This window comes from Paenibacillus sp. FSL W7-1332, assembly GCF_037969785.1.
Lineage (GTDB): Bacteria > Bacillota > Bacilli > Paenibacillales > Paenibacillaceae > Paenibacillus_AQ.
Genome location: NZ_CP150209.1, coordinates 5,815,715 through 5,834,947 on the forward strand (window position 1 = coordinate 5,815,715; position 19,233 = coordinate 5,834,947).

The 19,233-nt window shown below is 49.7% G+C and carries 18 protein-coding genes; 2 read left to right on the forward strand and 16 right to left on the reverse strand.

The features are described 5' to 3' along the window. Nucleotides 1-6: 6 nt before the first annotated feature. The 10 genes from MKX98_RS26280 to MKX98_RS26325 all read right to left on the reverse strand — a co-directional run bounded on the left by MKX98_RS26280 (nt 7) and on the right by MKX98_RS26325 (nt 10,835). The gene (locus MKX98_RS26280) at nt 7-576 is read right to left on the reverse strand and encodes a manganese catalase family protein (RefSeq protein WP_071218042.1); all 570 of its coding nucleotides are present in this window, start codon (nt 574-576) and stop codon (nt 7-9) included. A gap of 96 nt (nt 577-672) precedes the next feature. Beyond that, the gene (locus tag MKX98_RS26285) at nt 673-948 is read right to left on the reverse strand and encodes a spore coat protein CotJB (protein WP_071218041.1); all 276 of its coding nucleotides are present in this window, start codon (nt 946-948) and stop codon (nt 673-675) included. A 6-nt stretch (nt 949-954) separates the two neighbouring features. Further along, nucleotides 955-1,176: a spore coat associated protein CotJA gene (locus tag MKX98_RS26290; RefSeq protein ID WP_074961779.1), complete on the reverse strand. Its 222-nt coding sequence runs from the start codon at nt 1,174-1,176 to the stop codon at nt 955-957. Between the two features lie 150 nt (nt 1,177-1,326). Next, nucleotides 1,327-2,358, reverse strand: coding sequence for a sporulation integral membrane protein YtvI (ytvI, locus tag MKX98_RS26295; protein ID WP_071218040.1), 1,032 nt, complete (start codon nt 2,356-2,358; stop codon nt 1,327-1,329). A gap of 34 nt (nt 2,359-2,392) precedes the next feature. Further along, nucleotides 2,393-3,718 carry a hemolysin family protein gene (locus tag MKX98_RS26300; protein WP_194544213.1) on the reverse strand — a complete coding sequence of 442 codons (1,326 nt, stop codon included), beginning with the start codon at nt 3,716-3,718 and terminating at the stop codon, nt 2,393-2,395. Nucleotides 3,719-3,743: 25 nt separating this feature from the next. Continuing rightward, nucleotides 3,744-4,883: a radical SAM/CxCxxxxC motif protein YfkAB gene (gene yfkAB, locus MKX98_RS26305; protein ID WP_339219342.1), complete on the reverse strand. Its 1,140-nt coding sequence runs from the start codon at nt 4,881-4,883 to the stop codon at nt 3,744-3,746. Nucleotides 4,884-5,022: 139 nt separating this feature from the next. Next, nucleotides 5,023-7,284, reverse strand: coding sequence for an MMPL family transporter (locus MKX98_RS26310; RefSeq protein WP_194544214.1), 2,262 nt, complete (start codon nt 7,282-7,284; stop codon nt 5,023-5,025). A gap of 29 nt (nt 7,285-7,313) precedes the next feature. Beyond that, nucleotides 7,314-8,399 carry an HD-GYP domain-containing protein gene (locus tag MKX98_RS26315; protein ID WP_194544215.1) on the reverse strand — a complete coding sequence of 362 codons (1,086 nt, stop codon included), beginning with the start codon at nt 8,397-8,399 and terminating at the stop codon, nt 7,314-7,316. A 108-nt stretch (nt 8,400-8,507) separates the two neighbouring features. Continuing rightward, nucleotides 8,508-9,332 (reverse strand): undecaprenyl-diphosphate phosphatase, encoded by an 825-nt coding sequence (locus tag MKX98_RS26320; protein ID WP_071218035.1) that lies wholly within the window; start codon nt 9,330-9,332, stop codon nt 8,508-8,510. Between the two features lie 69 nt (nt 9,333-9,401). Continuing rightward, on the reverse strand, nt 9,402-10,835 hold the full coding sequence (locus MKX98_RS26325) for a bifunctional UDP-sugar hydrolase/5'-nucleotidase (RefSeq protein ID WP_339219343.1): 1,434 nt from the start codon (nt 10,833-10,835) through the stop codon (nt 9,402-9,404). 113 nt (nt 10,836-10,948) lie between these two features. Between MKX98_RS26325 and moaD the strand changes: the two genes are divergently transcribed. Next, nucleotides 10,949-11,686, forward strand: coding sequence for a molybdopterin converting factor subunit 1 (moaD, locus tag MKX98_RS26330; protein WP_194544217.1), 738 nt, complete (start codon nt 10,949-10,951; stop codon nt 11,684-11,686). Nucleotides 11,687-11,773: 87 nt separating this feature from the next. After that, complete coding sequence (locus tag MKX98_RS26335) at nt 11,774-12,820, forward strand: HD-GYP domain-containing protein (RefSeq protein WP_194544218.1); 1,047 nt, start codon at nt 11,774-11,776, stop codon at nt 12,818-12,820. A 254-nt stretch (nt 12,821-13,074) separates the two neighbouring features. Here MKX98_RS26335 and sufB read toward each other — a convergent pair whose 3' ends face one another. The 6 genes from sufB to MKX98_RS26365 all read right to left on the reverse strand — a co-directional run bounded on the left by sufB (nt 13,075) and on the right by MKX98_RS26365 (nt 19,162). Continuing rightward, on the reverse strand, nt 13,075-14,472 hold the full coding sequence (gene sufB / locus MKX98_RS26340; protein ID WP_071218031.1) for a Fe-S cluster assembly protein SufB: 1,398 nt from the start codon (nt 14,470-14,472) through the stop codon (nt 13,075-13,077). A 33-nt stretch (nt 14,473-14,505) separates the two neighbouring features. Then, nucleotides 14,506-14,925 (reverse strand): Fe-S cluster assembly sulfur transfer protein SufU, encoded by a 420-nt coding sequence (gene sufU, locus MKX98_RS26345; RefSeq protein WP_071218030.1) that lies wholly within the window; start codon nt 14,923-14,925, stop codon nt 14,506-14,508. After that, nucleotides 14,915-16,135 carry a cysteine desulfurase gene (locus tag MKX98_RS26350; protein ID WP_339219346.1) on the reverse strand — a complete coding sequence of 407 codons (1,221 nt, stop codon included), beginning with the start codon at nt 16,133-16,135 and terminating at the stop codon, nt 14,915-14,917. Before MKX98_RS26350 ends, sufU begins: the two co-directional genes overlap by 11 nt. After that, complete coding sequence (sufD, locus tag MKX98_RS26355) at nt 16,132-17,436, reverse strand: Fe-S cluster assembly protein SufD (protein ID WP_194544220.1); 1,305 nt, start codon at nt 17,434-17,436, stop codon at nt 16,132-16,134. The genes MKX98_RS26350 and sufD overlap by 4 nt, the downstream gene beginning before the upstream one ends. Before the next feature lie 22 nt (nt 17,437-17,458). Further along, nucleotides 17,459-18,241, reverse strand: a complete 783-nt coding sequence (gene sufC / locus MKX98_RS26360; RefSeq protein ID WP_339219348.1) for a Fe-S cluster assembly ATPase SufC — start codon at nt 18,239-18,241, stop codon at nt 17,459-17,461. Between the two features lie 444 nt (nt 18,242-18,685). Beyond that, nucleotides 18,686-19,162: a Dps family protein gene (locus MKX98_RS26365; RefSeq protein WP_071218026.1), complete on the reverse strand. Its 477-nt coding sequence runs from the start codon at nt 19,160-19,162 to the stop codon at nt 18,686-18,688. Nucleotides 19,163-19,233: the final 71 nt, after the last annotated feature.

A 19,233-nucleotide genomic window follows, 5' to 3' on the forward strand; every position in this document is an offset into this window, starting at 1 on the left:
CTCTCCCTAGAATATTTTTTTCGTTGCCCGATCTTCCTTGATGATCTCGACGGCTTCCCTGAAGCGGATGGAATGGATAATTTCACGTTCCCGCAAAAATTTGAGACTGTCCTGCAAGTCCACATCATCCGTCATGTCGATGAGCCATTGATATGTAGCGCGTGCCTTCTCTTCTGCCGCAATGTCCTCATACAAATCCGCAATCGGATCACCCTTGGCTTGAATATAGGTTGCTGTCCAAGGGACCCCGGCCGCATTCTCATAATACAGCGCATTGTCATGGTTGGCGTAGTGCGCTCCCAACCCGGCAGCCTCCAGCTCTGCCACGCTGGCATCCTTCGTCAATTTATACACCATCGCGGCAATCATTTCGAGGTGTGCAAATTCCTCGGTTCCGATATCGTTGAGCAATCCGATCACTTTATCTGGAATCGTATACCGCTGGTTCAAATAACGCAGTGCAGCAGCCAGTTCGCCGTCAGCGCCTCCATACTGTTCCATCAGAAATCTTGCCATTCTCGGATCACATTTACTGACGCGCACCGGATACTGAAGTTTTTTTTCATATACCCACATGGGCTCTTCCGCCTCCTTGTTCTCGCTTTTCCTCTTCATGAGGGCTGCATGCATGAGGTAAAAAAAAGCCGCAGCCCCCTTGCCATACCGTCATTGTTAAACCTGCCAAGGCCAAGGACCCTCGGCCCATTCAAACGGATACTTGGAATAAGCACGGCCAAAATTTTGCAGCGGCCCATACAGCTCTTGAAATTGCTTCGCTAGCACCGTTCTCTCCTGGGTCAGTTTATTGAACTGCTCGATGCTCTTGAGATCATTCGGATGAGTGTCCAAGAACAGGTTCAGCTCCACCAGGACAAAATCCAATGCCTGAAGCTGCTCCAGCATTTCGTAATACTTCAGATCTCCAACCTGGGGTCTGGCTTCATTCACCGCATATCACTCTCCTTTAAATTTTCGCGAAGTATACGGGCTATACAAGGATGGCCATAACGTTCCGTGCCTTAGCGCCTCAGCAGGGCTAAACTGGGGCAGACCCGGCGGTTGAAACACGACATACTGGTTAACAGGTACCACATACGATCTGTAAAGCTTGGGCGGGCATGGATCAAATGGCGAATGAAATACCGGGTATACGCGCACCTCTGGATTTTCCTTCAAAGGGATTTCCTCCTTATCGTTACGATCCGTCGTTATCAAGGACTCTTCGTATTTAACATATGTCTTCCGCCCAGAAAATGAACTCCAAAATGACAAAAAAACCCTCTCCCCTGGAATATTTCCGGGAAAAGGGTCTTCATGGAGTTGTCCTCAAAATTTGATTTTGATTTGGAACAAGCCCGCTTTACGCATAGCGGAATAGATAATGACGACCAGGGGGCCGATAAAAAATCCGATCACGCCAACCAGTTTAAATCCGATATACATGCTGACCAGGGCAGGCAATGCGCCGATGCCGACAGCATCCCCGATGACCTTCGGCTCCAGCACGCGGCGGATCACCGTAATCAGAATGAACATGAAGATCAAGCCGACTCCTGTAAAAATATCGCCTACCGCGAGCAGGTAGATGGACCATGGTATCAAAACGGAACCTACGCCCAGAATCGGCAGAATATCGACAATGGTGACAAGCAAAGCGATGGCAAGCGGATAGTTAACGCCTAATACCAGCAAGCCGAGCAGCGTAATCACGTACGTAAACAGGCTGAGGATCAGCTGTGCCCGCAAAAAGCCGAAAATTGATTTTTTCAGGCTGATCAGCACTTCGTTCACCTGCGACTGTGATGTCTCATCAAACAGCGACAACACTTTCTCACGCATCGTATCGAGGCTGAAAGCGAACAAGTACACCGCTACGCAGAATACAATGAACGTGACGAACAGGTTCGGCAGCGTTTTGGCAAAGGACAAAAATGTTGAGGATACTGAATTGACAAGCGACCGTATATAGGAAGAAATATTCGACATGAATTCGGTAAGACTGTCGGCAAGACCCGGCGAAATGCCGTTCAGCATGTCTTGCGCTTGTATAATCGTATGCTGAAGGAATTCGTTGGCCCCTTCAAAATATTGCGGAGCCCGGCTCCAATATTCGACCAGCTGGTTAAACACCTGCAGACCGATCAAATAAGCCAGGAGCAGCATCAAAAGGAGGAATAGCGTGCTTGTTACCGTTGCGGCCGCAATGCGGTTCATGCGAAGTCTTTTCATTAAGAGCCGATTTAACGGCTCCAATGCAATAGCAATCACGATGGCCAGCAAGAACGGAGCTCCAACCGTAAACATTCCGTACAGCAACAGGAGACTGAGACCGATAAAGATCAGCTGCTTAATCGACATAATCCACTTCCTAACAAATAGAGTCTTGCTAGTTCTAAATGAAGCTGCTCTCGAGCTTCTGATGAATCATGACGCGAGTTACACGCAACCGTGTAGACTCTTCTACCTCAAAGATCACCCCGTCAAAGGTGGTTTTCTTCCCGACCACCGGGTTCCCTTCAAGCTCTTTGAACAACCAACCGCCGATGGAATCCACGTTATGCTCTTCAATCATCAAACCGGTCAAATCATTCACTTCTTCAATGAGCATCCGCCCATCCACTGAAAAGTACTCATCATACACTTCAATTTCAGGCCGCTCATCTTCAAATTCATCGTACAGGTCCCCAACAATCTCCTCCAAAATCTTCTCGGCTGTGAGAATGCCTGCCGTCCCCCCATATTCGTCCACCACGAGCGCAAGCTGCTCATGTCTTGCCTGCATCTTCCGCAGCACCTCGCTGATTTCCGTTGATTCCGATACGTCCATAATCGGTCTCATCAAGGAAGCCAGATCACGCTGCTTCTCAGGCTCCGCCAGCAAGAGATCGGTAATGTGGACAAATCCGATGATGCGGTCTTTGTTGTCCGTTGCGACCGGGTAGCGGGAGTGCTTCGTCTCATTGACGATCCGAAGATTCTCTTCCAAGGTATAATTGGTGAAAAGAACGTCCATGTCCGTCCTTGGCAGCATAATTTCTCTGGCTCTCAAGTCAGAAAAATCGAACAGGTTGTCCATTAATTTCATCTCGTTCTCGTCAATGACACCGCTCTTTGCGCTCTCGTTCATCAGAATCCGAATCTCTTCCTCGGAGTGGGCCGCTTCGGCCTCGCTTGCCGGCTCGATGCCAACCATCTTCAGAATCCGATTAGCGGAAGCATTCAGGACCCAGATCACCGGCAGAAAAATGCGGTAAAACCAAAGCAGCGGCGCCGACAGGATCAAAGCCGTGCCCTCCGTCCGCTGAATAGCCAACGATTTCGGTGCAAGCTCCCCTAACACAATATGCAGGAAAGTGATAATACAGAAGCCCACCGCCACCGATATTGTGCCGATCAATCGCTCATCCGTAAATCCAATGCTATGCATAATGGGGGCCACCAGCAATTCTGAAATGGCAGGCTCCCCTATCCAGCCAAGACCCAGGGAAGTTAATGTGATTCCAAGCTGGGTTGCGGATAAATAGGCATCCAGCTTCTGGTTTACTTTCAGAGCAATGCCTGCAAGCCGGTTCCCTTCGCTAACGAGCTGGGTCAATCGGGATTGGCGCATTTTTACCAGTGAAAATTCAGCCGCTACAAACACGCCGTTCAACAAAACGAGCAGGAAAACCAAGAGCAAATTCAAAATCAGTTTCCCGACCTCAAATTCCTCCGCCATGATGACACGCCTTCTTTCTAGGGTTCTAGTTTGTCTTTGCTTGCCTTGACTTGAAATCCACACCCCGGTAGTACATATCGGCCACCAACAGGTTCGGCCCACAGCAGCTCACTGCATCGCAGTGACAGTTAACCGTTTGGTTCAGCGGGTGTCCTGTTGTCCATTCGTTAAAAATATCGTCAAGCTTCTGTTCCTTAATATTACCAAAAGCCGGGATATCAGCAAAATCCGTTACATATACGTCGCCCGAGAATAAATTCACATTCACCCGGTTACGGCCATCCGGATCATTCCGGACCGTTACGTTCGGTTCTTGCCGCAGGCGGCGAATGATCTCCTGGTCATCATCATCGGAGCTGCAGGCATAGAAGGGCAGCGTTCCGAACAGCATCCACATGTCCCGATCCCGGACATCCAGCAAATGGTGGATGGCAGCTTTCGTGTCGTCCAAGGACAATACGGGCAGAGCGGAAGCAAAGTTTGAGGCATACATCGGGTGAACCTCGTGCCGCTTGCAGCCCATATCCTTGATCAGCTTGTGGATGCCGCTGAGTTTCGTATGCGTCCGGTAGTTAATCATCGATTCAGCGGATATGTACATCCCTGCTGCACTCAGTTTCTCCGAATTGACCAGCATTGTATCGTACATTTTGTATGCCGTTTCCTTGGAGACGGGACGCGCACTATTCGCAAACCCGACTTCATAGAGGTCGTCCCCGTTCAAATAATTGAATGAGATATGCATAACGTCCAGATAAGGCAGCATTTTCTCATACCGACTTATATCAAGCGTCAGATTGGAGTTAATCTGGGTCCGGATGCCCCTTTCCTTGGCATACTTCAGCAAGGGAACAATCACGTTATCCACCGTCCTGCCAAGAAATGCCGGTTCACCGCCCGTCAGACTGATCGTCTGCAGATGCTCTACCTCGTCCAATCGCTTCAGCATCGTATCGAGGGGCAGCATCGGCGCTTCCTTCATGACAAGCATATCACCGACAGCGCAATGTTCACAGCGCATATTGCAAAGATGCGTCACTGTCATTTCCACACTGGTCAGCACATGACGACCATGCTCGCGCAGTGAAGTTATCGGATCCCACGGATCATAACTCGGCGAAATGGGCCTTACGGCTGATGGAAATGGCTGTGCTGTATTACTCATGGTTCACTCACCTTATTTCTTTGAATTACCGATTCATTCAGTACAACTTACGCAATATGTACTCTACGGTTTTGATAATGTCCATTATATGATTATAGCATACCCGAACAGAAGGCCTCTGCTTGATTCGGCTGGGAAATCATCCACTGTCCCCATGTTGGTCCGCGCTTTCCTTGGAAGTAAGCTTATGGGCCGGAAACATCCATCTTGGACTCCACCAATTCGCTCTGCCCATCATCTTCATAAACGCAGGCACAAGCAGCACCCGAATCACGGTGGCATCCAGCAGAATGGCTGCAGTCAGGCCTAAACCGATCGCTTTCATCACTTCATTATCCGTAAATACAAAGGCACCTACGACGACAGCCAGAATCAGGGCTGCGCTTGTAATCAGCCCGCCCGTACTCTCCAAGCCTTCGGCTGTGCTGAATTCGTTATCTCCCGTCCGTTCGTAATTCTCCATGATTCGCGAGAGCATCATGACTTCATAATCCATCGATATGCCGAACACCACGCAGAATATCAGGATTGGCAAAAGCGCAAAGATGGATCCCGTGGAGGATACACCCAGCCACTGCGCGCCAATCCCCTCTTGAAACACCCATACCACGATACCGAGTCCGGCGCCGAGGCTGAGCATATTCATTATGCTTGCTTTTAAAGGGAGCACGACCGATCGAAACGCCAATAGGAGAATGACGTAGGTAACTACAAATACAAAGACCAGAACGTAGGTGATATTCTGATGGATGGCTTCCATGATGTCCAGTTTATAGGCGGGGCTTCCGGTGACATAGGTCGTCAGCTCGTTCGTATCCATCGTCCGTAACGCTCGGACGAGCTGCATAGTCAATGCATGGGATTCGCCATACTCCGGGATCACGGCGACGGCTGCGAAATTCCCCCTCACAAAACGATGCTGCTCCAGCTGCTGGCGGATATCTTCGCGGGATAAATATTTCGAGGCTTCTTCCACCGAACCTCTGCCGATGCTCAGATAACTCTCTACCTGCTTCACACCCGGCATCATCCTGATTTCGTCCGTATATGCCTTCATTAGCTCGATGCTGCGCGAATCCTCATAAGAGGCCGGAAGTTCGACCGCTACAACGATCGAATTCAATTCACGTTCATCATAAGCCTGTGTGAGCAGGTCGTGTCCATATCGGGATTCATAGGCGGGGGGAAGCACTTCGGCTGCGGGGATGGCGATATTCATGTCCCGAACCGGATAAATCGCCACCAATAGTAAACCGATCGCTGCGATAGAGATGGTCACAGGATGCGCCATGACAAATTTGGAGAGCCTTCTCCACAAACCGGAGGTCTGCCGTGCCCGGAGCGTCCGGTAAGCGGCAGGGAATAGAGGGAGCGCATCGATACGCGGGCCCAATATTCCCAATAATGCGGGAAGAAGCGTATTACCGGCCAGCACTGATAACAGCACCACGGTAATGCCGCCTATGCTGAAGGAACGGAAGATCGGCAGATCTATGAAACTCATCGCCACAAAACCGATCAACACGGCTGCCCCGGAGAACATCACCGCTTTGCCGGCGGTTGCGCAAGTGACAGCCAGGGCAGTGCCCACATCTCCGCTCCGTGTCCGCATCTCTTCTTTGAATCGGCTTACGACCAGCAACGCATAATCGATCCCCACGGCCAGGCCCAGCATCGTTACGACATTCGGTAGGAAATTGCTGATCGAGCCGTCGGCCAAAGCGACGAAATACAGGATTCCCATCGTGACCACCACACTGGCAACACCGGCTAACAATGGCAGGATCGCGGCAGTCAATGTTCCGAATACGACCGCCAGAATGAGCAGAGCTGCGGGAATGCCTATCATCTCGGCATGGATGATATCGCTTTTGACGGCTTGGTTCATATCGGCGAAGATGGCGGTATTCCCTGTTATGTAAGTATCCGCTCCCGTGATGCCCGGAACCGAGTCACGAATCTCTTCAAACTGCTTCAAGGCTTCCGTGGAATCCAGATCCAGCAGCACCGTCACGGATACGATATGATCCTGGCCTGCCTTATGAGCTGCCATATTCATATAAATATCCCTGACATAGGGACGGGCTCGCAAAGGCTCAAGCTCCGTCAATATTCGCCTCTGCGCCGTGCCTGCCGTCAAATTCTCATCGTGCTGGCTCACTACGACAATATCCAGCGAAGCTGCCGACAGTCCTAATCCCTCTTCCAGCTTCTCAATCCCGATCTGGGCCGGACTATCCTTCGGCGTAAACCCGTTGTGCTGCAGAATGGACGGCAGCTTGAATGCAAACGGAAGCAGCCCGCAAAACAAAAGAAGCCAGGTTACAACAATGGCTTTACGGTAGCGGTATATCTGTCGCCCCCATGTATGCAGCAATGTTGTATGGCTGTTACGTCTCACGAGTCTACCTCCTTCAGTGTAAGTTTGATCTATGGTGCTCGCCCGATACCAGCGATCATAATGGCCAGTGTTTCAGACAAATCCAATTCATAAGGTGCGGATAGCGGGGTGCCTTCGGCATCCGTTAATACGCGGACAACGGGTCGATGCGGCACATGTGCGTGAATTTTGGATACCACTCCACTCTCACCCGTATGTAATTTCACGGTGATCCCTGGAGGATATATCGCTACCCGATCCCGAAACATGGCCAGGAATGACTGTTCATACAGTGTTCCCGAGCCTGCATACATCACCTCTACCGCTTCATGCGGCAATAAGGCAGGCTTGTACACCCGCTGCGTGGTCATCGCATCGTAAGAATCCGTAATCGCAATCCATTTGGCGTATTCATGAATCTCAGGTCCCTTCAAGGCTCTGGGATAACCGCTGCCATCCAGGCGTTCATGATGCGACAGGGCGCAATGCGCCGATAACAACGGAATGTTCGGTTCGTCTTTCAATATTTTGAACCCGAACTCGGTATGCTTCTGGACCTCGCGAAATTCTTCTTCGCTCAGCCGTCCTGGATGATTCAGCAGCTTCTGGGATATCCTCGTCTTGCCGATATCGTGAAGCAATGCCCCCAAGCCCAGCACCTTCAGATCCTCCCGATTATAGCCGTAAGACACCCCAAGAACCGTTGAATATAGACAGACGTTAAGCGAATGACGATACAGGTTGTAATCGTTGGTATTCATATCCGTCAGGAGTACCATGCCCTCGTCATGATCCGATATTTCATCCATAATAGACTCCATCATCCCGGAGAACGTTTTGCCTAAATGAAGGAAGCTTCCCTTCAGAGCAGCCTGGCTCTCCAGGGTCTTGAAGCTCGTCCGTATCGACTGGATCGCCTGCAGCCGGGTCTCCTCGGTCAACAACTCCGGAACCACGATATCCTCTGTCATCGGCTCCTCGATATAGACATACCCGATTTCCAACGTGCCCAGACGGCGGATCAGTCCTGTCGTCAGCTCCACGCCTTCGGCAAGCAGAATTAAACCGTCACTATTATATATTCTCTTACCAAGAACCATTCCCGGCCTCAACGCGTTGATAGGTATAAGACGCAAAATCCGTCACTTCCTCTGCTATTCTCAAACTTGTGTGGGATATAGCGTCCAGTCTTCAGTGGATCACGATACGAAGAAGCCGGATCTCCTCCTTGTGTCTACTCCTGCTTAATGCATGATAAACAGCCAAAAAACGGCAGCGAGAACAAAACGGTAGATCGCAAAATGAGTAAGCCTTATCTTCTGTATGAGCTTCATGAAGGCCAAGACGACAAAATAAGCAACAACAAACGAAACGATAAATCCGGCAAGAAATACGCCGATCGTATCTAAAGTAAAATATCGGTAAGAATCCAGCAATTCATATCCGGATGCAGCACACATAATGGGAATTGCAATAATGAACGAGAAATCGGCCGATGCCTTATAGCTCACCCCGCTAAGCATTCCTCCGGAGATGGTGGAGCCCGAGCGGGAAAAGCCCGGCCATAAAACGGAGATGATCTGGTAGACGCCAATCTGAAGGGCCTGCTTGTATGTCAAATCATCCAAATCATGTGATGTCACTTGAACTTTATGCTTATTGTACCATTCTGCAAAAATCATAAAAATACCGCCGGCAACGAGTGCAAACAGCACCGTCTGCGCATGGAACAGGCTCTTGATAAAATCCCTCGCGAAAAATGCAACCAGCAGGGCCGGAGCAATCCCCAAAAATATATGAATCAGATTCAATCTTTTTCGAGGCTCTTTCTTGGTCAACGGTTCACTTCGGCTCCAGCCGAGCAGGTTCAAAATTCGATTCCAGTAAACGATCGCGATCGCCATAATGGCGCCAAGCTGAATGACAACCTCAAACGTCTTCATGATCGGAGTTTGATCGTCGTAACCGAGCACCTTGGCCGTCAAGATCATATGACCTGTGGAAGACACCGGAATGAATTCGGTTAGTCCTTCCACGATCCCCAGTATAATGGATGTGATAAAATCCATCGTCCTTCCCCTCCCTTACCTTTGTCCTCCTCATATGTATGCTCGGCCAAAGGAAGTTAGTCGGGATTGTCAGGATATCCAGCGTGGAATCATGGACTCTTCAAGCGAACCGGGCCTCGATAGCTCACTTCGCAGCAGGTCTCTAATAAACTCCGGCAGCATATATACCGTATCCTTGCCAAGTGACAACGACTCGTATCCGATTTTAAAAGTGAACATATCGAGTGTCCCCACCTTATATTCCCGCTGCGGCTCTAGCGGTTGCCCCTTCATGGAGATATGCGTAATCTTTCGGTAAGGCTCTCCGTTCTTGTCGTAGTGAATTTTTAACCCATCGACTGCCAGGCCGCCTAATATATAACCGCGGAAACCAAAGCCCATTATCTTCTTTCCGCTGAACTCTTGAAGCAAACTCTCCTCAAGCGCCTGATAGATATGTTCTCCGCGCAGCTTCACGATGCAGGGATTAATCGGTGACGGGCACAGGCCATGCAGCATACCGGTGCTGATCTCGCCCTCCGGCAGCGGCCCGAGCAGCTGCCCCGAGTTCACGATGGCAAAATCCGCATCCGTATGCTGCAGCACGGCCTGAGCCAGCAGGTTTGCAAACGGCGACTCCTCCTCATAGTGGATGGGCAGACTACGATCATTAACGGCAACAGCCTCCGTTAATTTCTCCCTTGCCAGCTCATGGTGCCTCATGATCGCCTGCTCTACGATGGGTTCTATTAAGTTTTTATCCACAGGGAGCAAACTTCCCTCTATACAGGTAAAGCGATCTTCAGCATGACTGCGCTGCATGACGAGGCGACCTACATATTGTCCGAACTTGCCTGCACCGCACACGGCTGTCTTTCCGATCATCAGGGGCTCCTCGAGTATATGATGGGTATGACCGCCAAGAATAACATCAATCCCCTCAACATTTTCTGCTAATCTTTTATCAATCGTTAGTCCTAAATGGGATAAAACGATTATGATATCACACTGGCCCTGAAGCGCTCGCACTTGCTCAGCAATAGCCATCACCGGATCTCCGGCTTCCCAGCCTAACAATTGATAAAAACCTGCAAAAGCAGCCGTTGCGCCGGTGAGCCCGATTCGAATGCCTTCTCGTTCCAGGATCACATGCGGCTTCATCCATCGAGGAGGATTACCACTCTTAGTCTCACTAATGTTGCAGCACACAACGGGACACTGCAGTCCGGCGTATACACTCTCCAGAACATCATATGAAATGGTGAGCCCTTCGTTATTGCCAATCGTAATGGCGTCGTATCCTGTCAAATTAATGACATCCACATTGGCTTGGCCCATGGTGCCTTCGGTTTCCACCGATGCTCGGTCCATATGATCACCGATATCCAGTACGATTGCCCCGTCGCCTGCAGCCGCCTTTTCCCGGGAAATAAGTGCCGCCACACTGCTCATCATCTCAAAATGGCTATGTATATCGTTGGTATACAATATCGTCAGCTTCTGTTTGTTGCTTCCTAACCCCATTTGGCGGCCCCCTCCCCAAGTTCGTTATTCGATAAATTCCGGTCTTACAAGCATAACATTTTAGCGAAGAATATGGTATATTGTAGCCCATAAGAATTACGAGGTGATGAAGAATGTCAACAACCATTTCTATATTACTATTTGCAGGATTAGCTGATCGAATCGGCACAGCTTCGCTTACATTCAACGTGCCTGGCCTGCCCCTGACTGCCGGGGAATTAAAGCTGCTGCTTAGTGAGGCTTATCCTGATGCCCAATCTCAGATTTCCACGGCTTTCGTCGCGGTCAATCAAGAGTATGCGCCTTCGGAACAGCTTATTCAGAGCGGCGACGAGGTAGCTCTAATTCCGCCTGTGTCCGGTGGTGACGGCATAACCCCGCAGGACTCCGGATCCAGGTCCTCGGCAGATGGGAAATGCACGATATCCTACGGCCCGCTTTCCGTAGAGACAACCATTGCCAAAGTTCACGATGATAATCATGGAGCAACGCTATCCTTTGTAGGTACAACGCGAGAGATGACCGGCCAGATGCGAACGGTTACGCTGGAGTATGAAGCATACATCCCGATGGCGCTTAAAGAAATGCAGCAAATATGCGCGGACATCTTTCGACAATGGCCCGGTACGCAATGTGCGATTTCCCATCGTATCGGTACGGTCGGAATTGGAGAAACCAGTGTTGTGATCGCTGTCTCCTCCCCGCATCGGAATGCATGTTATGAGGCCAGCCGCTATGCGATCGAACAACTGAAGCGATCCGTTCCAATCTGGAAGAAGGAGATCTGGGACGATGGTTCAGAGTGGAAAGGCCCACAGACCGGACCATGGGACCCAACCGTTAGGCAATAAGTCATGATTACACATTGTAAAACCATAATTTTCTTGCTAAGATAGTTTTGATCTTTTTACTTATATAAGGGCAAGAGGTGCAATGATTTGAGAGTACATGTCACGGACCTGATACCCGGTGATCAAATGCAGCATGATGCTTACAACACAAACGGCGTTCATGTTCTACAAAAAGGGGTTACCCTTCGTTTAGAGGATATATCCAAGCTACTGCAGCACGGTATCGATTACATAGAAATAAAGCCACGCGCACTGTCTGTATCCCTCGACTCTTCGTCTGAAATTTCTGAATCATACAACAAGGTTAAACCCCATTTCAATCTTGCATTTGACGGGTGCTCCACCTTATTTACGGAAGCGTCGCAATCCGGTAAATTCAATGAGTCCGTTGTGGACGATGTTTTCATGCCCTTAGTCGGCTCACTGAACGAGCATACGGATGTTGTCTCCCTGCTATTGCTGTTTAATGGTAAAGACGATTATACCTACAGGCACTCCATTCAAGTTGGAATGTTATCGTACTACATCGCGGATTGGATGGGTTACTCCGACAAGGAAGCTTATGAAATCGGCAAAGCCGGCTATCTCCATGATATCGGCAAAAGCAAGATTCCTAGAGATATATTGGACAAGCCAGGGAAACTGACTCCTCAAGAGTATGAAGAAGTGAAGCTGCACACCATCTATGGTTACGAGATGATCTCTGAATCCATGGATGATAAGGTCACCGCTATGGTTGCGCTCCAGCATCATGAACGGGATGACGCTTCCGGTTATCCACGAGCGCTCCATGCTGACCAGATTCATCCATATTCTCATATTTGCGCTGTAGCCGATGTATATAGCGCGATGACTACGAACCGGGTTTATCAATCCAAGCAGCAGCTGTTAACCGTACTTCGGGAGCTGTATAGTCTTAGTTTCGGGAAACTGAACGGCAAGCCGACGCATGCCTTCATCCAGCAGATGCTGCCGAACTTTATCGGTAAGAAGGTTCTGCTGACGACCGGCGAATCCGGCATGATCGTCATGAACAATCCTTCGGATTACTTCCGTCCGCTCGTGAAGACCGAGGATCGTTTCATCGACCTCTCCAAGGAGTATAATACCGAAATCCAGGAGATACTTCTGTAACTGGCGTTTTTCGTCTAGGTCCCCGAATAGCCAAATAACCGTCGGCGTACAAGCCTGACGGTTTTTTTGGGTGGTTGCGTGACTTTTCTCCCCTCTTACTCTTGATTTCTGGCACAATAAAAGTCGTGACCTGACAAGAGGGCCCACGCAACCCTCAAAGTCACAATGAAATCAACAATTCATAAACCATCCAAACATAAAAAGGGGCAAACCACTCGTTCTGAGTGATTTGCCCCCTTGAATATAAGAAATATTTAGCCGATGGAACCTTCCATCTCAAACTTGATCAATCGATTCATCTCAACCGCATACTCCATCGGGAGCTCCTTGGTGAATGGCTCGATGAAGCCCATAACGATCATTTGCGTAGCTTCAGACTCGCTAAGGCCACGACTCATGAGGTAGAACAATTGTTCCTCAGACACCTTGGATACGGTTGCTTCATGCTCCAGCGTAATGTTGTCATTCTTGATCTCGTTGTAAGGAATCGTATCCGACGTCGATTCATTATCGAGGATGAGTGTATCGCACTGGATGTTGGCTTTCGCGCCTTCTGCATTCCGACCGAAGGAAGCCAGTCCACGGTATGTTACTTTACCGCCATGCTTACTAATGGACTTGGATACGATCGTAGAAGTCGTGTCCGGCGCCAAGTGAATCATTTTGGCTCCTGCATCCTGATGCTGGCCTTTGCCTGCTACAGCGATGGACAGTACCATCCCTTTTGCACCGCGACCCTTCAGGATAACGGCAGGATACTTCATTGTGAGCTTGGAACCGATGTTGCCGTCCACCCATTCCATTGTTGCGTTCTCTTCAGCAACGGCACGCTTGGTCACGAGGTTGTAAATGTTTGGTGCCCAGTTCTGAATGGTTGTATAGCGAACGCGCGCATTCTTTTTACAGATGATCTCTACTACCGCACTATGAAGCGAGTTCGTGCTGTAGATCGGAGCGGTACATCCTTCTACGTAGTGCACAAAGCTGTCCTCGTCCGCAATGATCAGCGTACGTTCGAATTGACCCATGTTCTCGGAGTTGATACGGAAATACGCTTGCAGCGGAATTTCACATTTCACGCCTTTTGGAACATAGATGAAACTTCCGCCAGACCACACGGCACTGTTCAGCGCAGCGAATTTGTTATCCGTTGGGGGCACGACCGTTGCAAAATATTCTTTCAAGATCTCCGGATGCTCTCTAAGAGCCGTATCGGTATCCATAAAGATAACGCCTTGATCCTCAAGATCCTTTTGCATGTTATGGTAAACAACTTCGGATTCGTACTGTGCGGATACACCCGCCAGGAACTTCTGCTCTGCTTCAGGGATACCCAATTTATCAAAGGTTTCCTTGATCTCGGTAGGTACTTCCTCCCAAGTCTTGCCTTGCTTGTCGGAAGGTCTTACATAGTACTGGATATCGTTGAAGTCCAGCTCGTCGAGATCGCCGCCCCAGCGAGGCATTGGCATTTTCTCGAACTGCTCCAGTGCTTTCAAACGGAATTCCAGCATCCATTCCGGCTCGTTCTTGATTTTGGAAATTTCCATAACGACTTCACGCGTCAAACCTTTGCCGGTTTGAAAAATAGCTTTGTGCTCGTCACGGAAACCATATTTATACTCTTCAATTTCTGGTGCTTTTTTAGCCATTTAACTTACCTCCCTATCGATCTATTCATTCGCTTACTTCGCGTCTATTCCTTTTCGGAGTGCGTTCCACGCAAGTGTTGCGCATTTAATGCGTGCAGGAAACTTGTTGACACCGGATAGGGCTTCAATATCCTCGTACTCTTCAAAATCTACGGCCTCGCCTTTCATAAGGGAGGAGAAGCGGTCCGCCAGACTGATCGCTTCATCCAGCGTTCTGCCTTTTACGGCGTCTGTCATCATCGAAGCGGAAGACATGCTGATGGAGCAGCCTTCCCCCGTATATTTGGCATCGGCCACTACGCCGTTCTCTACCTTAAGCTGCAAGGAAATGCGATCTCCGCAAGTCGGATTGTTCAAATCGATGGTTACCGCATCTTCTTCAAACTTGCCGCGATTGCGGGGGTTCTTATAATGATCCATGATGACACGTCTGTACAAATCGTCAAGTTGCATCGCCGAAATACTCCTTTGTCTGGATTAAGGCGCTAACTAATCGATCAACGTCCTCTTCTGTATTATACAGATAAAAGCTCGCGCGTGCCGTAGAGGATACTTTTAACCAACGCATAAGCGGTTGACAGCAATGATGTCCTGCACGGATCGCAACCCCCTGTGCATCAAGCACCGTTGCCACGTCATGCGGGTGAACGTCGCCGAGATTAAAGGTAACAAGGCCCACTTTACGTTCACGAGGACCGTAAATGGTAATCCCGTCGATCTCGGAGATGCGGTTCATGGCATAAGCCGCAAGCTGCGTCTCATGCTGTTCGATGGCGTCCATTCCGATTTCTTCCAGGAAACCGATGGCAGCGCCCAAACCGACAGCCCCTGCGATGATAGGGGTGCCCCCCTCGAACTTCCAAGGGAGCTCCTTCCAGTTTGATTCGTACAATCCAACATCATTGATCATTTCTCCGCCGAATTCGATCGGCTCCATTGATTCCAGCAGCGCCTTCTTGCCGTATAATGCGCCGATACCTGTTGGAGCACACATCTTATGGCCGGACAAAGCGTAAAAATCGCAATCCAGGTCCTGGACGTCCACCTTCATATGCGGTGTGCTTTGCGCACCGTCAACCACAATGACAGCGCCGTGGCGGTGCGCGATTTCCGCAATTTGTTTCACGGGATGCACAACGCCCATGACGTTGGATACGTAAGCGATGGCTACAACCTTGGTCCGTTCGGTAACGAGTGCCTCGACATCTTCGACACGGATCGTGCCGTCAGGCTGTAGAGGAATATATTTCAGCGTAGCGCCAACGGCGATAGCCGCCTGCTGCCACGGTATGAGATTACTGTGATGCTCCATTTCCGTCAGGACGATTTCATCCCCGGGACCGCAAACGGAGCGCGCGTAGGACGATGCTACCAGATTCAGGGCCGTCGTCGTACCACGGGTGAAAATAATCTGTTCCGAACTCTCGGCATTAATGAAACGGGCAACCTTCTCCCTGGCTCCTTCATAAGCATCGGTAGCACGGCTGCCGAGTGTATGAACCCCGCGGTGCACATTGGAGTTCTCCCACTCGTAGTACCGCTTGATAGCATCTATGACCACCTGCGGCTTTTGTGATGTCGCGGCATTGTCGAGATATACCAGCGGATGTCCGTTGATCTCCTGATGAAGAATGGGAAATTGCTCACGGACAGAGGCGATCATTGTCCCAGCTTCCTTTCAACGAGCCCCTGCAGTTGGTCACGAAGTCCCTCAAGCGGAATTTCGCTGACAACCGGAGCCAAGAAGCCGTAAATAATTAAGGATTCCGCCACGGGACGCGAGATACCACGGGACATCAGGTAGTAAATTTGCTCCTGATTCACTTGTCCTACGGATGCTGCGTGACCGGCTGTTACATCATCCTCGTCAATCAACAGAATCGGGTTCGCGTCGCCGCGGGCTTTCGGGCTAAGCATCAGCACGCGTTCGGTCTGTTGTCCGTCCGCCTTCGTTGCACCCTTCTCAATTTTGGTAATGCCGTTGATGATGGCTTGTGCCTCTTCGCGCATGACTGCACGGGTGATCATCTGGGACGCCGAGCTCTTGCCGAAATGCTTCGCTTGCGTGGTGTAGTTGATCTTCTGGGAGCCGGAGCCGACCGCGATGACTTTCGCATCGGATGTCGAACCGTTGCCCTTCAGAATACTCATGGTATCGCTAGCTGTATCGCCATCGTTCATCTCGCCAACAATCCACTCGATCGAAGCGTCATTGTCCAGCACCGCACGACGGAATGTAACATCGGTTGCTTCGCCAGCCAATTGGTGAACGGAAGCATAACGCACCTTCGCTCCGTTTTTAACGAAGACTTCCACCGCTCCGTTATGGGTGACCGGCGCAGCCAGGGAATCCGAAACGTAGTTGTCTACGTAAGTGATCTGACTGTTCGCTTCGGCTACCACCAGCACATGCGGTGCAAATGTCGCTTCGGCATCGTCGGTCAGCATAACGGCTTGAAGCGGAACATCAACCTCCACATTTTTAGGAACATAGAGGAATACCCCGCCGTTCCATACCGCAGCATGCAGAGCAGCCATCGCATGCTCGTCATTCTTAAGCGCTTGGTGCAGATAAGGCTTAACCAAATCCGCGTGTTCTTTAACCGCTGTTTCCAAATCGGTGAAAATGACGCCTTTGGCAGCCAGTTCCGGAGCCAGACTTACATATACGGTTCCCGAATTGCGCTGGATAACCAGACCGCCTTCTCTTGAACCTTCAACAAGTTTAGCTACCTGTTCAGGCAGTTCGTCAAGGGAAGCAAGTTTATTGCTCTCTTTATATTCACCATAGCTTTGGATGTTCCAGCGCTCGATGCGTTGTTTCTCCAGCTTGGGCAGTTCCAACTGGCCAGCCAGTTCCAGGGAAGCCAGACGGCTGTCTGTCAGCCAGGCCGGTTCCTGTTTACTTTCGGACAATGCCTTCAGAGCCTCAGCGTTGACCGGAAGAATGGTTTGTGTAGTCATATCGTTTCCTCCTCCCGTCTATTTACGCGTCTTGACCTACAGTTTCATCAGTAATGCCCAGCTCTTCCTTAATCCAGTCATAACCTTCTGCCTCCAGGCGCTCTGCCAACTCAGGACCACCGGATTTTACGATGCGTCCTTGCATCATCACGTGAACATAATCTGGAGTGATATAGTTAAGCAAACGTTGATAGTGGGTAATAATCAAGAAACCGCGTTCTTCGGATTTCATGGCATTTACACCGTTCGCTACAATTCTCAAAGCATCGATATCCAAACCGGAGTCGATTTCGTCAAGCACGACAAGTTTCGGATCCAGCATCATCATTTGCAGGATTTCGTTACGTTTCTTCTCACCGCCGGAGAAACCTTCGTTCAGATAACGGTGAGCGAACTCAGGATTCATCTCGAGATCTTTCATTTTACCTTCCATTTGGCGAATGAACTTGATCAGGGAAATCTCGTTGCCTTCACCGCGGCGCGCATTGATGGAACTGCGCAGGAAGTCGGAATTCGTAACGCCGGCGATTTCGCTCGGATATTGCATGGCCAGGAACAGACCTGCGCGTGCGCGCTCGTCAACTTCCATCTCCAGCACGTCTTCGCCGTTAAGGAATACCTTACCTTCGGTAACTTCATATTTAGGATGACCCATCAACGCGGAAGCCAAAGTACTTTTGCCTGTACCGTTTGGTCCCATGATGGCATGAACTTCTCCGCCTTTCATCTCAAGGTTGATACCTTTAAGGATCTCCTTGCCTTCGATTGCTGCTTTCAATCCTTCAATGACAAACTTGGTTGACATATTAGATTCCCTCCGTTGAATAGGTAGTGTATTGTTGTCCTATATGATAACAGGATTGGACGCCCTGATTTCATAAAACAAAAAATAATTATTTATTTATAATCATTCTAAACTGATTATCAATGATTCTCAAGCCATTTTATAATAAAATATGACGTATTTCAACCGGACAAGCGTTTTGCAGACAGCATTCGGACAACCGTAACAATTAAAAAACAGGCATGACCGATAGACCGGCCAAGCCTGTTTCGTTCACCCTGTTCCCCTCCATATTTGCGGTTGCTCCTAAAGAATCTATTACGGCATCCGGCACCGGCGTTTATCGCGCGTTGACAGACGGTGCTCAGGTCAACATCTTGAACTATAAGGACCGGCACGATAACCGGCACCCTCAGCTCTTGCAAATACAAGGGAAGAACAGGCAGCATTCTGTTGTATTACGCTTTATCCAAGGAACGAACGCAGCATCCACATGTGCTTCTCAAGATCAGCCTTAAATCCGGTGAACATGTCCGCGGTTGGCGCATCGCCGGCTTCCTCGGCCATTTCGATGCCTTCCGCCAACTCCTCGGATACGGTTGCAAAGTCCTCAATCAAGGCTTGTACCATGCCGCGGGTATCCTCGTTGCCCGAAGCCTCCTGAACAGTCGCAAGTTCCAAATATTCTTTCATCGTAGCAGCCGGTTTTCCTTTAATCGAGAGCAGGCGCTCCGCCACCTCATCCATCTTAAGTGTAACTTCGTCATACAATTCTTCAAATTTAACATGAAGGGAGTAGAATTGCTCTCCGGATACATACCAGTGATAGTTGTGGAGTTTGACATAGAGCACGTTGAAGTTCGCAACCTGTTGATTCAACAATTGCTCCAGACTTGCGTTTTTCGTTTTTCCTGCAGCTTTGCCAGATGTAGTTTTTGCCATGGTTAATCCCTTCCTTTTCTATATGAAATGCACCCTGTACTGCGTCAAAGGAACATTGTGCAGAGCGGTGT

What these genes read in the sequence shown, in the direction of transcription:
- MKX98_RS26365 (WP_071218026.1), bottom strand. Translation starts at nt 19,162, where the DNA reads ATGGCAAAAACTACATCTGGCAAAGCTGCAGGAAAAACGAAAAACGCA.
- MKX98_RS26280 (WP_071218042.1), bottom strand. Translation starts at nt 576, where the DNA reads ATGTGGGTATATGAAAAAAAACTTCAGTATCCGGTGCGCGTCAGTAAA.
- sufC (WP_339219348.1), bottom strand. Translation starts at nt 18,241, where the DNA reads ATGTCAACCAAGTTTGTCATTGAAGGATTGAAAGCAGCAATCGAAGGC.
- MKX98_RS26350 (WP_339219346.1), bottom strand. Translation starts at nt 16,135, where the DNA reads ATGATCGCCTCTGTCCGTGAGCAATTTCCCATTCTTCATCAGGAGATC.
- sufB (WP_071218031.1), bottom strand. Translation starts at nt 14,472, where the DNA reads ATGGCTAAAAAAGCACCAGAAATTGAAGAGTATAAATATGGTTTCCGT.
- MKX98_RS26325 (WP_339219343.1), bottom strand. Translation starts at nt 10,835, where the DNA reads ATGGGGTTAGGAAGCAACAAACAGAAGCTGACGATATTGTATACCAAC.
- ytvI (WP_071218040.1), bottom strand. Translation starts at nt 2,358, where the DNA reads ATGTCGATTAAGCAGCTGATCTTTATCGGTCTCAGTCTCCTGTTGCTG.
- sufU (WP_071218030.1), bottom strand. Translation starts at nt 14,925, where the DNA reads ATGCAACTTGACGATTTGTACAGACGTGTCATCATGGATCATTATAAG.
- sufD (WP_194544220.1), bottom strand. Translation starts at nt 17,436, where the DNA reads ATGACTACACAAACCATTCTTCCGGTCAACGCTGAGGCTCTGAAGGCA.
- MKX98_RS26320 (WP_071218035.1), bottom strand. Translation starts at nt 9,332, where the DNA reads ATGGATTTTATCACATCCATTATACTGGGGATCGTGGAAGGACTAACC.
- moaD (WP_194544217.1), top strand. Translation starts at nt 10,949, where the DNA reads ATGTCAACAACCATTTCTATATTACTATTTGCAGGATTAGCTGATCGA.
- yfkAB (WP_339219342.1), bottom strand. Translation starts at nt 4,883, where the DNA reads ATGAGTAATACAGCACAGCCATTTCCATCAGCCGTAAGGCCCATTTCG.
- MKX98_RS26300 (WP_194544213.1), bottom strand. Translation starts at nt 3,718, where the DNA reads ATGGCGGAGGAATTTGAGGTCGGGAAACTGATTTTGAATTTGCTCTTG.